The 13,257-nt window shown below is 36.9% G+C and carries 15 protein-coding genes; 8 read left to right on the top strand and 7 right to left on the bottom strand.

What is annotated here, in order from left to right; all coding sequences use genetic code 11:
• Positions 1-57 precede the first annotated feature (57 nt).
• Both LZD48_RS16750 and cbpB read right to left on the bottom strand, forming a co-directional pair.
• The gene (locus LZD48_RS16750; RefSeq protein ID WP_235763850.1) at positions 58-1,806 is read right to left on the bottom strand and encodes an ABC transporter ATP-binding protein; all 1,749 of its coding nucleotides are present in this window, start codon (positions 1,804-1,806) and stop codon (positions 58-60) included.
• Between the two features lie 484 nt (positions 1,807-2,290).
• Entirely contained in the window at positions 2,291-2,740 is a 450-nt protein-coding gene (gene cbpB, locus LZD48_RS16755) for a cyclic-di-AMP-binding protein CbpB (RefSeq protein WP_235763851.1), read from the bottom strand.
• Between the two features lie 518 nt (positions 2,741-3,258).
• Here cbpB and LZD48_RS16760 point away from each other — a divergent pair.
• The 3 genes from LZD48_RS16760 to LZD48_RS16770 all read left to right on the top strand — a co-directional run bounded on the left by LZD48_RS16760 (position 3,259) and on the right by LZD48_RS16770 (position 5,460).
• On the top strand, positions 3,259-4,119 hold the full coding sequence (locus tag LZD48_RS16760) for a metallophosphoesterase (RefSeq protein ID WP_235763852.1): 861 nt from the start codon (positions 3,259-3,261) through the stop codon (positions 4,117-4,119).
• Positions 4,120-4,217: 98 nt separating this feature from the next.
• The gene (locus LZD48_RS16765; RefSeq protein ID WP_235763853.1) at positions 4,218-4,790 is read left to right on the top strand and encodes an SCO family protein; all 573 of its coding nucleotides are present in this window, start codon (positions 4,218-4,220) and stop codon (positions 4,788-4,790) included.
• A gap of 199 nt (positions 4,791-4,989) precedes the next feature.
• On the top strand, positions 4,990-5,460 hold the full coding sequence (locus LZD48_RS16770) for a YkyB family protein (RefSeq protein ID WP_235763854.1): 471 nt from the start codon (positions 4,990-4,992) through the stop codon (positions 5,458-5,460).
• A 49-nt stretch (positions 5,461-5,509) separates the two neighbouring features.
• Here LZD48_RS16770 and LZD48_RS16775 read toward each other — a convergent pair whose 3' ends face one another.
• Positions 5,510-5,836, bottom strand: a complete 327-nt coding sequence (locus tag LZD48_RS16775) for a hypothetical protein (RefSeq protein WP_235763855.1) — start codon at positions 5,834-5,836, stop codon at positions 5,510-5,512.
• Between the two features lie 114 nt (positions 5,837-5,950).
• Between LZD48_RS16775 and LZD48_RS16780 the strand changes: the two genes are divergently transcribed.
• Positions 5,951-6,868, top strand: a complete 918-nt coding sequence (locus LZD48_RS16780) for a DMT family transporter (protein WP_255771124.1) — start codon at positions 5,951-5,953, stop codon at positions 6,866-6,868.
• Between the two features lie 41 nt (positions 6,869-6,909).
• Here the strand turns inward: LZD48_RS16780 and LZD48_RS16785 are convergent, their stop codons facing one another.
• Together LZD48_RS16785 and LZD48_RS16790 are read right to left on the bottom strand one after the other, a co-directional pair.
• Positions 6,910-7,077: an FbpB family small basic protein gene (locus LZD48_RS16785; protein WP_235763857.1), complete on the bottom strand. Its 168-nt coding sequence runs from the start codon at positions 7,075-7,077 to the stop codon at positions 6,910-6,912.
• A gap of 266 nt (positions 7,078-7,343) precedes the next feature.
• On the bottom strand, positions 7,344-7,538 hold the full coding sequence (locus LZD48_RS16790; protein ID WP_235763858.1) for an aspartyl-phosphate phosphatase Spo0E family protein: 195 nt from the start codon (positions 7,536-7,538) through the stop codon (positions 7,344-7,346).
• 136 nt (positions 7,539-7,674) lie between these two features.
• On the opposite strand from LZD48_RS16790, the gene lepB reads away from it, so the two are divergent.
• From lepB to LZD48_RS16810, 4 genes are all read left to right on the top strand, one after another.
• The gene (lepB, locus tag LZD48_RS16795; RefSeq protein ID WP_235763859.1) at positions 7,675-8,196 is read left to right on the top strand and encodes a signal peptidase I; all 522 of its coding nucleotides are present in this window, start codon (positions 7,675-7,677) and stop codon (positions 8,194-8,196) included.
• 420 nt (positions 8,197-8,616) lie between these two features.
• Complete coding sequence (locus tag LZD48_RS16800) at positions 8,617-9,768, top strand: zinc-ribbon domain-containing protein (RefSeq protein WP_235763895.1); 1,152 nt, start codon at positions 8,617-8,619, stop codon at positions 9,766-9,768.
• Positions 9,769-9,805: 37 nt separating this feature from the next.
• Entirely contained in the window at positions 9,806-10,948 is a 1,143-nt protein-coding gene (locus tag LZD48_RS16805) for a S1C family serine protease (protein ID WP_235763860.1), read from the top strand.
• A 101-nt stretch (positions 10,949-11,049) separates the two neighbouring features.
• Complete coding sequence (locus tag LZD48_RS16810) at positions 11,050-11,193, top strand: YjcZ family sporulation protein (RefSeq protein WP_235763896.1); 144 nt, start codon at positions 11,050-11,052, stop codon at positions 11,191-11,193.
• Between the two features lie 184 nt (positions 11,194-11,377).
• Here LZD48_RS16810 and LZD48_RS16815 read toward each other — a convergent pair whose 3' ends face one another.
• Both LZD48_RS16815 and LZD48_RS16820 read right to left on the bottom strand, forming a co-directional pair.
• Entirely contained in the window at positions 11,378-12,742 is a 1,365-nt protein-coding gene (locus tag LZD48_RS16815) for a TrkH family potassium uptake protein (protein ID WP_235763861.1), read from the bottom strand.
• A 28-nt stretch (positions 12,743-12,770) separates the two neighbouring features.
• Positions 12,771-13,181 (bottom strand): YwpF family protein, encoded by a 411-nt coding sequence (locus tag LZD48_RS16820; protein ID WP_235763862.1) that lies wholly within the window; start codon positions 13,179-13,181, stop codon positions 12,771-12,773.
• Between the last annotated feature and the right edge of the window lie 76 nt (positions 13,182-13,257).

Here is a 13,257-nt window from a genome sequence, read left to right on the forward strand (position 1 = left end):
GTGTCAAGTGATTTTTCTTTGTTTTACTTGTAGTTTCCAACCAAAACCCTCCTTCCATTAGTTCACAATTTGCATAATTTCTTCCCGGTCTTGGTATTGAATATCATAAATTCGGCGATATATACCGTTCATTGCAAGTAATTGATCATGGGTGCCACGTTCCCTTATTTCCCCTTCTTCTAATACTAAAATTTCATCAGCATGCTTAATGGAGGAAATGCGGTGAGCGATAATAAAGGAAGTCCTTTCTCTCATTACTTCCTTTAAAGCAGCTTGGATTTTAAACTCTGTTTCCATATCGACCGCGGAAGTAGCATCATCAAGAATCAAGATGCTCGGATTGATACAAAGTGCACGGGCTATCGCGATTCGCTGTTTTTGTCCACCGGATAACCCCATTCCTCTTTCGCCAAGTAATGTGTCATATCCTTTTGGCAAATCCATAATAAAGTCATGCGCTTGAGCGCGTTTTGCAGCATCTACCACCTGTTCGTCACTTATATCCGGCTGCCCATATGCTATATTTTCACGAATTGATGTAGAAAATAAAAAAGGCTCCTGCAAAACAAAACCAATCTGACTCCGTAATGACTTTAATTCAAAATCGGAAACCGGGTGGCCATCGATGAGCACCTTGCCCTGCTCTGCTTCATAAAACCTCGTAATCAATTGGGTAATGCTCGTTTTCCCTGAACCGGTAGCACCAATTAGACCGACGACTTTTCCAGGTGGTGCATCAAAATCAATATGTTTAAGTGCTGTATCATCATCTTCCACATATTGCAGCGAAACATCTTTGAACGTGACATGACCTTTTATGTGCTTGATGATTGGATTTTCCTTTTCCTGTACTTCCTCCTCCCGGTCAAGAATCTCAATTAATCGCTCGCCTGATGCTTTTGCTTGGGAGAACATATTAACAACAAATCCAAGGTTCATAATCGGACTAAGGATATACCAAACTAAACTGAAAAAAGCAACAAGCTCACCAAGCGCTAGTCTGTCATGAATGACAAGATAGCCTCCATATCCTAATAATGAAACGACTGCAATATTGCCGATCAGTTCCATTAACGGGAAATATTTTGCCCATAGTTTAGAGGTGAATAAGTATCGCTTCCGGTAATCATCATTACTGGAAGAAAATCTGCCGATCTCGAATTCTTCCCGTGATAGTGATTTAACTGTATTCATTCCACTAATATTTTCTTGCACCCGCGTATTCAACCTTCCAAAGGACTTCCTGACATTCCTAAATGCTGGATGCACTTGTTTATCAAATTGAAAAACAACGATTCCAAGAAACGGCATAGCAAGCATTGTGACGATGGCAAGCGGAATGGAATAGTAGAACATGACCGTTAAACTGATTCCAATCAGCAGGACAATCCGAATTAATTCCGCGAAACCAGCAGATAAAAAAAAGCGAAACCCTTCAACGTCTGCCGTCATTCTTGACATTATATCTCCGGTTTTTGAATTATCGTAATATTCAAAGGACAATGCTTGTAACTTTCCATACAATGCGTTTCTAAGATGATAAACCGACGTCATTCCGAATAACTCGCTTAAATATTGAAAAGAAAACGTAGAAATTCCTTTAATCACCATGAGACCGAAGAAAATAAGTGAAATATAAAGAATAAGTCCATATCGGTCTTTAAGTACGACTTCATCAATCGTTATTTGCAGAATGATTGGATAAACAACCGTTATACACGTCAGGATAATCAAAAAGAATAACGACCAAAGGAAATAATGCTTATGCGGCCAATAGAATTCTTTCAATCGTTTAAAAGTATCCAATTGTATACCTCCTTCTAAATTGTCAGTATATATTAATATAACGGATACCGAAATAAATAGCTATAACAATTTATTATTTTTTACTAACTTTTTTGGGACATGGGGTCAGAGGCCTCGGTCAGAGGTTTTGTCCCACTTTCTCAATATAACGTGAAACTTCAATCAGTGGGGGTTTTTTCACCCCTCACTGATCGTTAATTGATATTAGCGTCCATTATCTTACGCCTTACTATTCTCGACATGGCCTGAAGGATTGAGATGGGAAATCTACGGACGATTATATCGGGATAAAGACAAATGCTTTTTTATCCAAAAAAAATATCCTCAAATCATGAGGATATTTTTTCAGGCAGTATAGGTTAATGAATTTCATAATACGTATTTAATGCTTCACCATCACCATATGTAGTTGAGTTGGTTCGTTCCCAACTACATATGGTGATGGAAAAGCCGACTTTGGTAATTATGAAATTCATTCAGGTTATTATTTTTTATAATTTTTCATATAAATATCTTTCTTCAATTCCTTCAAAATGGCTCGTCGCGTTAAGATTCCATCAAAGTAACCATCTTCATCCACTACACAAATAAAAGCATGATCAATCAAAGCATTTAAGCCATCTACTAAATTATTGTCCCTTGTCAAACAAGGTATGTCGCAGTTCATAACTTCTTCTACGCGCATCTCCGACAAGTTTTCAATTTCAAAACGTTCCAGGCCAAGAATCTCATTTAAAATGACTGTTTTGCCAACAATACCTACTAATTTATAAGAAGAATCCAGTACGGGTACTGCCGCATAACCAGATTTCACAAGCACGAGTAAGGCGTGCTCCAGCGGATTGTTTAGTTGGACGTGAGCAACCTTTTCGGATGAAATCATTAATTCTCCTACTAGTATATTCTGTAATTCTCTTTCTTGCATGGTACTCAAAAAATTACCCCCTTCTCAAACGATACATCCATATTTTGTTCGGGTTAATTGTTATAATTTGTCCGTAAGCTAGCTGCAATTTTAAATACATGTTGGCGCTATCATTTCTTGAGTAATTAATTTTTAATTATCATACGGATTAACTCTTTTACAAAGATGTTTCACTTCCATTATAGCAGATATCATGTTATATTACGAAACTCAAGTCCTAAATAATAAAAGGAGATGAACGAATGATACACTTCGAAGGATGGATAGCAGATGTACAAAAGCATGGTTCAAATTAAATTCAAAAAACTTCATCTTATTAAAGTATATCGTTTTGTAGGAAATATGTCAATGATTTGACTGATAATTTAGATTATAACACGTTCTTCATTTTCTGCCTTTATAAATACGAACCTATTGTTTGCCCATACCACTTTCCTTCTGTACGGCATCTTCACTTCCGTGCTATAATCGGAAAGTATAACGATTTAAACAGGACGGAAGTTTTATTATAGAAAGGTTTGACCCAGATGAATCGACGAGCATTTTTAAAGCGAGCGGCAGGATTCATGTTTACTTTAATTGGTTTAAGCGGTGGAACATTTTTTTACAGCAGAGAAATTGAGCCAGCAAGCTTACATATCCAAGAAGAACCTATTACATCAATTAAAATCCCAGCAACATTCCATAATAAGAAAATCATCCAATTCTCCGATACCCATCTTGGATTTAATTATTCGGTTGAAGACTTAGAAAAGCTTGTCAGCCTGATTAATAAACGAAAGCCAGATATTATCTTGTTTACAGGTGATTTGATCGATAATCCAAAGTATTTGCAAGAGCAGGAACATCAACCTATTATCAATGTGCTCGGAAGCTTAGATGCTCCCTTAGGTAAATATTGGATTTACGGGAATCATGATCATGGCGGTTATGGCACGGATACGATTCTTGACATTATGGAAGCAGCTGATTTTACCTTATTACAAAACAGCCACGTAGAAATCAATTCAGAACAGGATGCATTCATTCTTGCAGGAATTGATGATCTTATGCTCGGTAAACCCGATTTGGAAGCCGCACTAAATCAAGCGAACTCAGAGCTATTTACAATCCTGCTTGCCCATGAACCGGATTTTGCAGATGAAGCGGTAAAGTATCCAGTGGATGTGCAACTTTCAGGCCATAGCCACGGCGGTCAAGTGCGCTTACCTATCATCGGACACCTCTACACTCCCCCTTATGCGGAAAATTATGTAGTTGGTAAATATCTCATTGACAATCGATTGCAACTATTCGTAAATGCAGGCATCGGAACAACCCGTGTCCCCTACCGTTTATTTTGTAAACCTGAAATCCATGAATACACATTAAAAGCCAATTTGTCATAAATGTTTCACAGGAAAGTCATTGGGTTCAGCTAAAACCTAAATAAAAGAATGCTATACTAAACATAAGCTTATTTACTTAGAAAGGAAGATTGTCTTACATGAAGCGCCTATTATTTATCTTGGCACTCTCCCTTTTCCTGGCTGGCTGCGGTGAAGCAATCGAAACGAATATGAGTGAAGATATGCTGGATTTCGAGTTCACCACTCAAGATAACGAAACGATGAGCCTGAAGGATTTAGAGGGTGAATATTGGATTGCTGATATGATTTTCACAAACTGTACAACCGTATGTTTACCAATGACTTCCAACATGAAAATGCTCCAGGATCGTTTAGCTGAAGAAGGATATGGCGATCTCAATCTTGTCTCTTTTAGTGTCGACCCTGATTATGATACACCGGAAGTACTCCGGGAATATGGGGAAAGCTATGATGTCGACTTCAGTAATTGGACATTTCTAACGGGTTATGATTTTCAAACGATTAAAGAAATCTCAATCAAATCGTTTAAGAGTTTACTTGCCGAGGCCCCGGAAGGTACAGACCAAGTAACACATGGAACTAGATTTTTCCTGATCAATCCTGAAGGAGAAGTTATTAAATATTACGATGGAGTCCAATCCGAAACGATAGAATCAATTATAAATGATATCAATAAACTAAATGAATAAAACAATTCTTCGAAAAGCATTCAAAACGAATGCTTTTTTTCATAAAAAAAATAGATCATCATATAACGCTGAACGAAACCTCTTTCTCTAATACGCTGGATCATGAAGCGAAAGTGAATCTACCTTAAATCTCCCATTGCCTAAACCGTTTCTTTAAGGTACGATAGATATAATAGAGATGTTGTAAAGGAGTGAGTTTATGAGTACAGACAGTGATATACACGAAATAGCTCAAGCAATTTTCAGCGTTAACCGCCATGCGAAAACTGCCCCGGAGCCTCAACATTTATATTTCATCAAAAAAGAAGCAATCAATAAATTATTAAAGGAAAAGCGCGCCGAAAGAATCGGGCTTCATTTCTCGGACAGGCCTAAGTACAGCAACCAGCATTCCACATTACTTGTTAAAGTGGCAGATTATTATTTTCACATTCCTCCAACAAAGGAAGACTTCAAAGAATTGGAACATCTCGGTTCCTTAGATAAAAACTACCGAAATCCCCATTCGAAAATGTCACTTTCACAAGCTAAACGAGTTCTTTATCCTTATATCAACTATAAGCCTTCAACTAAACCGAAAAAAAGCCGAACTTATACATCAGCTTACTACACACCCTCATCTCTTGGTAAGATGGAATGGCCGCCAACTAGTAGACACAGGAATTATTAACCCTCTAAAATATTCATCAGTAAAAAGGCGCAAACAGCAACATGGCTGTTTACGCCTTTTTACTGATGAACCGTCTAAATAAATATTTGCACACCAAACTAATGATCAACAAAATCCCATAAATTCCAATAATCTGTAATAAATATGGTAAAAATATAACCGCCTGCATTTCTTTCCTGCCAATAATCAATATAAAAAAGAAAAAATTCAAAAAAGTAATACTTCCTACGAGATATCCGAGTAAATATTCTTTTTCCTTGCCCCACTCAATTAGACGTTTCACCAGTATAAATATACATAAGAGCAACAATAAACCCGCCATAATAAAAAGAAAGTCATAATGAAAGAAAATCAATTCGGAAAAGAAACGGCCCATTATGAAACCTCCAACTAAGCAATTTAAATAGCTTTATTGTTCCCATTTAAAAAATTACTATACATCTAAATACTTTACGAATATAATGAAAGTGAGAATGGTAGAAAGAGAGCGATGTTGGTGAATAAAGCATTTATCTATATTCTTATCGGGGCTGCGTTATGGGGGACAATTGGATTTTATGTAAAAAATCTCTATGCATATGGTTTTACTCCAATGGAGGTAGTGACACTCAGAGTATGGACGTCAGCTGTTATTCTCGTCTTATATTTACTGTTCACTGCACCGAAAAGATTGAAATTGCATCAATTAACCGACATCAAATACTTCATTGGCACCGGTATTTTCAGTATTGTATTTTTCAACTATTGCATGTTTACTGCTATCGAAACATCGACAATCCCTGTTGCTACTGCATTACTTTATACAGGTCCGGCATTTGTGACCATTTTTTCTTACCTTTTATTCAAAGAGCCGTTAACACGAATTAAAATCATTGCCCTCTGTATCACATTATTCGGCACGAGTCTTGTCGTTGGTTTAATTCCCTTTGACAAGGAAGCATTTAAATTTGGGAGTGTTGTTTTCGGGATCGGTTCAGCAGTTGGATATGCACTGTATAGCATATTCAGTAAATACGCTTTGAGGAAATATACAACACTACCGATTACGACCTTTACATTTCTAACTGCAGCTATTGCTTTAATCCCCTTCTTTCCTTACAAAGAGAAAGTTATGTTATTAATCAATCAAGAAGTACTCTTTTACGCTTTCGGCTTAGGATTACTCCCTACTGCAGTCGCTTATATCATTTATACACATGGATTAAATCGCACAGAGGCTTCAAAAGCTTCTATTCTGACAACGGTAGAACCCGTAGTAGCGACCATGATTGGAATTTTCATTTTCCAAGAAACTTTCTCGTTCATTCAAATGCTAGGAATGGCTTGTATTATCTGTGCTGTGATTGTTGTGCAAGTTTATAGCAGTAATCAAAATAATGTAACCAGGTCACCCAAACTTCGAGCATAAAAAAACGGGAGTATGTTCACATCCCGTTTTTTTACGCTAATTTATTCATTTGATAAAAGCCCAGAGTCCTGTTCGCGCTGTTTCTTAGCTTTCGCTTCATGCTTCTTCTCCAAACGCATTTCCAGTTGATCGAGGCTATTCTCATCATCAAGCAACTCTCTTATATTTTGGCTTACGAGTTGTTCAAAACTCATACGTTTAGGTCTCATCTTTTGCACTCCTTTACACATACTAATTTCATTATACCCAATTTTCCATGTTCCTAATCGAAATTATTTGAACATTTTAGGAACTTTTATTCGTAATTAACGGAAAATTACTATTTCAATTATATTTTATATCATTTAATGATAATTTTCAAACAAATTACTCTTTTACATCCAATTTCACAAAGTCAATAAAGCTATTTTCAATTGCTTATCCCCAAATAAATAGCTTACAAACGAATATATACTCTTCCATCCTGTACACTTTTTTAAATAACTTCATTGCTTTTTTTTATTTCAGAATTCGATTCCTCTTTCATTCTTTCGTATTCATTTAGTAGTTGATCCAATTCCTTGCTTATTGTAATGCATTTTTCGTGATTAAGCCCATTTTCTTCCGCAGCCTGAATCATTTTTTTGCGTAAAAACTCAATCTGTTTAAGCATCTCTCCAAGCGTATCCATTGAAAGTATAGCACTCCTTTAAAACTGAATTGTAATTCATTAATTGTCGTGAAAAAACTTTGTCGTTTACTGTCGATAATGAAACAAAGATATGCTACTATAAAAAGTGAATTCAAATAGAAAAGGATGGTAGCAATTGGCTACAAAACAAAAATCCGAATGGCTTGAATGGCTAAAAGCCATTATGATCGCTGTCATTATTGCTCTTTTAATCCAAAACTTTGTATTCGCCACTTCGATTGTTGAAGGCGATAGTATGGAACCAACGCTTGAAAACGGTGAAAGGCTCATCTTTAATAAAATAATTTATATCGTTGATGAGCCGAAGCGTGGTGATATTATTATCATTCAGCAAGTAGACAAAAATTATGTCAAACGGGTTATTGCCCTGCCAGGTGAAACGGTTGAAATCAAAAATAGTGAATTATATATTGATGGAGAAAGATACATTGAGACATTTCTGAGCGAAGAAATTAGCAGCAAGACTGGGGAGTTCGGCCCGGTACACGTTCCTCAGGATAGTTATTTTGTGATGGGAGATAACCGCGCGATTAGTAAAGACAGCCGTAACGGCCTCGGATATATTCAGCGCGATGAAATCATTGGGAGGTCAGAACTCATTATTTACCCAATTAGTGAATGGGAGCGAACAAAATAATAAAGTAAACAGGGCAGTCAAGTGTGGCTGCCCTGTTCGATTCATTACTTTTCATTATCCAATACACAGTAGCCGATGTTAAGGATAAGAATGGCAAAAAGAACAATCGCATAAATCGTTTCCATTCATATGCTCCCCTTTCATAATTTTCATTGGTATTTTTTTCCTGGTGTAACCGTCCATGAAACTCCACTTCAAAACTGTAGGGTCTTCGAGAATGTTTAGGTGGGAAGAAACGTGAGCTAACACCCGGATTTGTTCAGCTAACAATCAGTGGGGAATGAAGAAAAAAACCCACGGATTGAAGTTTCACTTTATATTAAAGCTATGTATCTTATCATCCTCCTTATCATATCAACTTTTTTCTTTTTAATAAAGCATTTATGATAAAATAATATAGATTATTGGAGGTGACACGTGATGTATTATTGCCCAAATTGCGGAACAAAAGTAAAAGAAGAGGAACACTTTTGTTTAAAATGTGGAAAATCTCTACCTGATATCGATTCAAGACTAGAGCCTGCAAGATTCCAGAAATGGTGGATTCTCCCAATTGCTACACTAATTATTGTGATTAGCAGTGTATTTTTATTCTCCACTTACTTAAATCATCAATCAACAAAAGCGGTCGAATTATATACAGAAGCGGAAAATTCGCTGCTTGATGAAGATTACGAACAAGCAAGTCAATTGCTGCAAAGCTCTCTTGATTACCGGAAGGATTTCAGTCAAGCGCAAGTAGCATTGCAATACACGAATGAAGCGCTGCAAATAGATGAACGACTGAAAAAGACAGATCAGCTCCTCCAAGATAGGAGTTACAACGAGGCATTGGACATTCTCCATGTAACTGAGGATAAATTAAAAACGTATCAAGGGCCTGTTGTCAGTAAACTCGTCGAAAAAATTAATCAAACGCACGCTTCCGTTCTTTTGGAACAGTTAAAAACAAAACTTGAAGACAGTCCTAGTATAGATGAAATTCGTATGCTTATTTGGGAGGCGGAAGAAATAAATCATTCTGAAGCAAACGACATTGTCACACAGTTACGGAATGAACTTGTGGAATATACCTTCTCAACAGCAAGTGAAGCTTTGAATAACAAACAATTCAATGATGCTCAGTTAATTACAGAGGACGGATTAAAATATGCACCAGATGCTGAGAAACTGCAAAGCTTACTTGCAAATATCAATAAAGAAAAAAGTTCTTTCGAAGCTGCAGCACAAGAACGGCTGGAGCAAGCAATGGATACTGCCTATCAAGAACATCAAATGAATGAGAATGATGCGATTGAACTTAATTTTATCGATGTAGAGAATGATGAAGATGGCAGAATTGTAGTTAAAGGAGCGGTCAAGAGTAATGCAACTGTTCCGATTAATTCCATTCTTGTTAAATATACAGTCTCACGGAATGATGAGGAAATCTTGACAAATGAAATATTTGTCTATCCGGATACGCTTTATCCAACCGAACAGGGGAAATTCGAATTTACGCATTTTGATTTAAAAGACAAATCGAGTAATCTGGAAGCTGCAGTTAAAAAAATAACATGGTATACCGATTAATGAATTTCTGGTTTATAATCATCCGAGGTGAGACTTCATGAAACAAAAAAGATATCCCGCTATTTTTATAAGTATTGTTTTTCTGCTTATCGGCATTTTTATTACATTCAAGCTGTATTCTGACTGGAAAGATACAGAACTTGCTATCAATCAACCATTTGTAAATCACATTGCTGAAAAAAGTGAAAATCTTGACTTGAAAACAATTATCCACGAAGCTGAAAAAAGCGTGATTCAAATCGAAGGACATAATGAATATAGTACGATTACCGGTTCCGGATTTTTATATAATAGTAAAGGCGACATTATTACGAATGCCCACGTCATCCAAGACGCAGACGCGATTTATGTCCGAACATCAAATGCAAGATTCTATCCTGCTGCTGTCATTGGAATAAGTGAAGATACTGATATTGCAGTCATCCGTGTGCCGCAATTAGCCAATCGTGACCCTCTCCCTCTTTCTGATGAACTAGCAGAGATTGGAGATGAAATCATCGCACTCGGTAGCCCGCACGGCTTTCAAAACACTGTTACATTAGGGATTATTTCTGGGACAGAAAGAGACTTAGATGTTGATGGTTATCATTATGCCAATGCCTACCAGATTTCCGCATCGATCACTCATGGTAATAGCGGCGGCCCTCTCATTAAAAGGGAAACGGGTGAGATTATTGGCATCAACTCCGTTGGGATGGATGATGGAATGTTCGGATTCAGTATCCCAATAAATGAAGTGATTGACATCGCTAAGAAATGGTCTAATGAAGCTGTGAATGAAGATTTGAAATTTGCTAGTATCACAGACATCATGAGTAACATAAATATGGAACAAGGGCTGCAGGATGCGAATTACTTAACCGAATATTTTTGGGATAGTATTGGCATCCGTGATTATATTAGTGCTTACTCACTCTTAGGCAGCACCCTGCAACAGAGCACTTCCTATGCAGATTTCAGAAACCAATATATCCATATCATTGACTTAAGAATAACAGATTCAGAAAGTGAAGTATTAGACCATAATCAAATTGAAACAACGGTTGAAGTTGACGTTATGGAAAGGGACAGCAATCAAGATGACGAAAAAGAAAAAACGACTTCCCAACAATTTGAATTTATCTTTGCATATGAAAATGATCAATTAAAAATTGTAAAAATCACCGATACAACGGATTAGAGGTTTTTTGTGAATTGCTCCTTGTCCTTTTCTGTGCTAACGTCTATACGTTTTTTGGTTTCCTGCATATAGTAACACTGTAGATGTGGGAGGTGAAAGTTATGGGCTACGGATTCGGTGGCGGTGGCTACGGTTGTGGCGGCTACGGCGGCGGAGGCTATGGCGGTGGCTATGGCGGCAACTTCGCTTTAATCGTGGTACTTTTTATTTTGCTAATTATCGTCGGAGCAGCATTTTACTTCTAAAACACGAATAATAGCTTGTGCATTCCCCACCCAATGCACAAGCTATTTTTGTTTTTCTAATAATACTTAGGAAATAACTTAGTAGCAGTCCAGACACCTCGAGACTCCCGCGGAAGGCCGGCTAAGAACGGTCACGTCCTGTGACCAATACCCTCACTGAATGAAGTTTCACTTTATGAATCGATTAACCGATGATCATTCTTTCCTTAGGATAGCGGACATTACTCGGGTTGACACGCGGACGAAAGATGAGTAAGAACGTGATAATACCGACTCTTCCGATAAACATAAGAAGCATGAGCAAGATTTTACTGAGAATACTCAAATCCGCCGTAATGCCCATTGAAAGTCCAACCGTACCAAATGCCGAGGTGACTTCAAATAAAATCTGTGTCAACGAAAAATCCTCGACAACCGAAACGAGCAAGACCGAAGCAAACATGATGAAAAGTGCAACTAGGGTAATTGTTACAGCTTTCCTCAAATCTTCTTCGTGAATTTCTCTGTTAAAAATCCGTACCTGCTTCTTCCCGCTAATATACGTTAAGATAAATAACATCACAAGTGCAAAAGTTGTCGTTCGAATCCCTCCGCCCGCACTACTCGGTGAGGCACCTACAAACATAAGAAATGACATAAAGAGCTGATTCGCGTCTGTTAGCTTGCTTACGTCTAGTGTCGCAAGTCCGCCACTTCTCGTTGTTACAGATTGGAAAACTGCATAGAAGAATGACTCATGCCAGACAACTCCTTTGAAAAATCCATTAATGTCCAACAGATATATTCCAATCGCTCCTATAAGAATCAATGCAAAGAAAGTCGCAACGGTCACTTTAAAAAATAAAGTAAAGCGATACGTCCTGTTTTTCTTCCTTTTTCCTAGCAAAAACTCTTTACATTCAATTAAAACAGGGAAACCAACCGCTCCAAAAATGATTAAAAACATAACTGCCCCTTGAATAAAATAATCACCACGAAACGGAATCATTGATAAACCTGTCAAATCAAAGCCTGCATTCGATATAGCCGTAATCGTTGTAAAATAACCATGAAAGAAGGCCTCTGCTACAGAATCATAATACGTTAAATAGTAAAAACCTAAAATAATGACAAAAAGCAGTTCAACAAACAAGATTAGAATAATAATTTGCTTAATTAAACGAACCATTCCTTTAAAACTTGTCTGATTCTGATCCGTCATAATTAATCTTCTTTCAATCAAGCCAATTTTTTTTCCGATTATCAGCCAGATCAACGTACTGATCGCCATTACACCGACTGCTCCGAGGTGTAAAATTATTGTCAGGAGAATAACTCCTGTTGTGCTGAATGTATCAACAATTGAAATTGTGCTTAACCCCGTAACACTTAACGCACTAACGGCTGTAAATAAAAGATCAATAAATGAAATGGATGCATTTTCTTTATATGCCACTGGCAAGGCTAGAAGCACAGTCGAGAAAATGACTGCAACAATATAAAAAAGCAGTAGCAATTGTACTGGTGTTAATCGATTCAACCATATTAATTTACCATCACGTATATTCATTGCTGGGATACTCCTATGACTTCAATTTTTAAAGATTTTCTTTAAACTTATTCAGCAAATCCTCTCCTCTATTTCCTTCTGTCACTAATTTCTCTAAAACCTTCTCTATTTTTTCTGTTTTTTGATCCACCATGGTGCCGAGTAATAATACATTTATATTATCACCAATTGGATTGATATCGATAATCGATGTAATACAAGTTGCCAATTCATTCGACTCTGTTGTAATTTTGACATGAATAATTAATTCCGAATTATTTTCCTTTAATGCTGTGAAGTAATCAAGCAGTTCAGGATTCGTATATGCTTCAATCAACCAACGATTTTCTACATCTTCCCGATTGATAATCAATCCATCAAATAATGGGATATGTACTGTTTTATAAGCGTCTGTATCGAATTCTACAATCTGCAATTGTTTTAATTTAAAAGTTTTCACCCTAATGCCCCCTTGATTTCATTATATTGAAGTGTATCAAAAATGCTAGCAGATGGGAATAAAACTTAACAAACAA

It is taken from the genome of Oceanobacillus alkalisoli (assembly GCF_021556485.1).
Lineage (GTDB): Bacteria > Bacillota > Bacilli > Bacillales > Amphibacillaceae > Oceanobacillus > Oceanobacillus alkalisoli.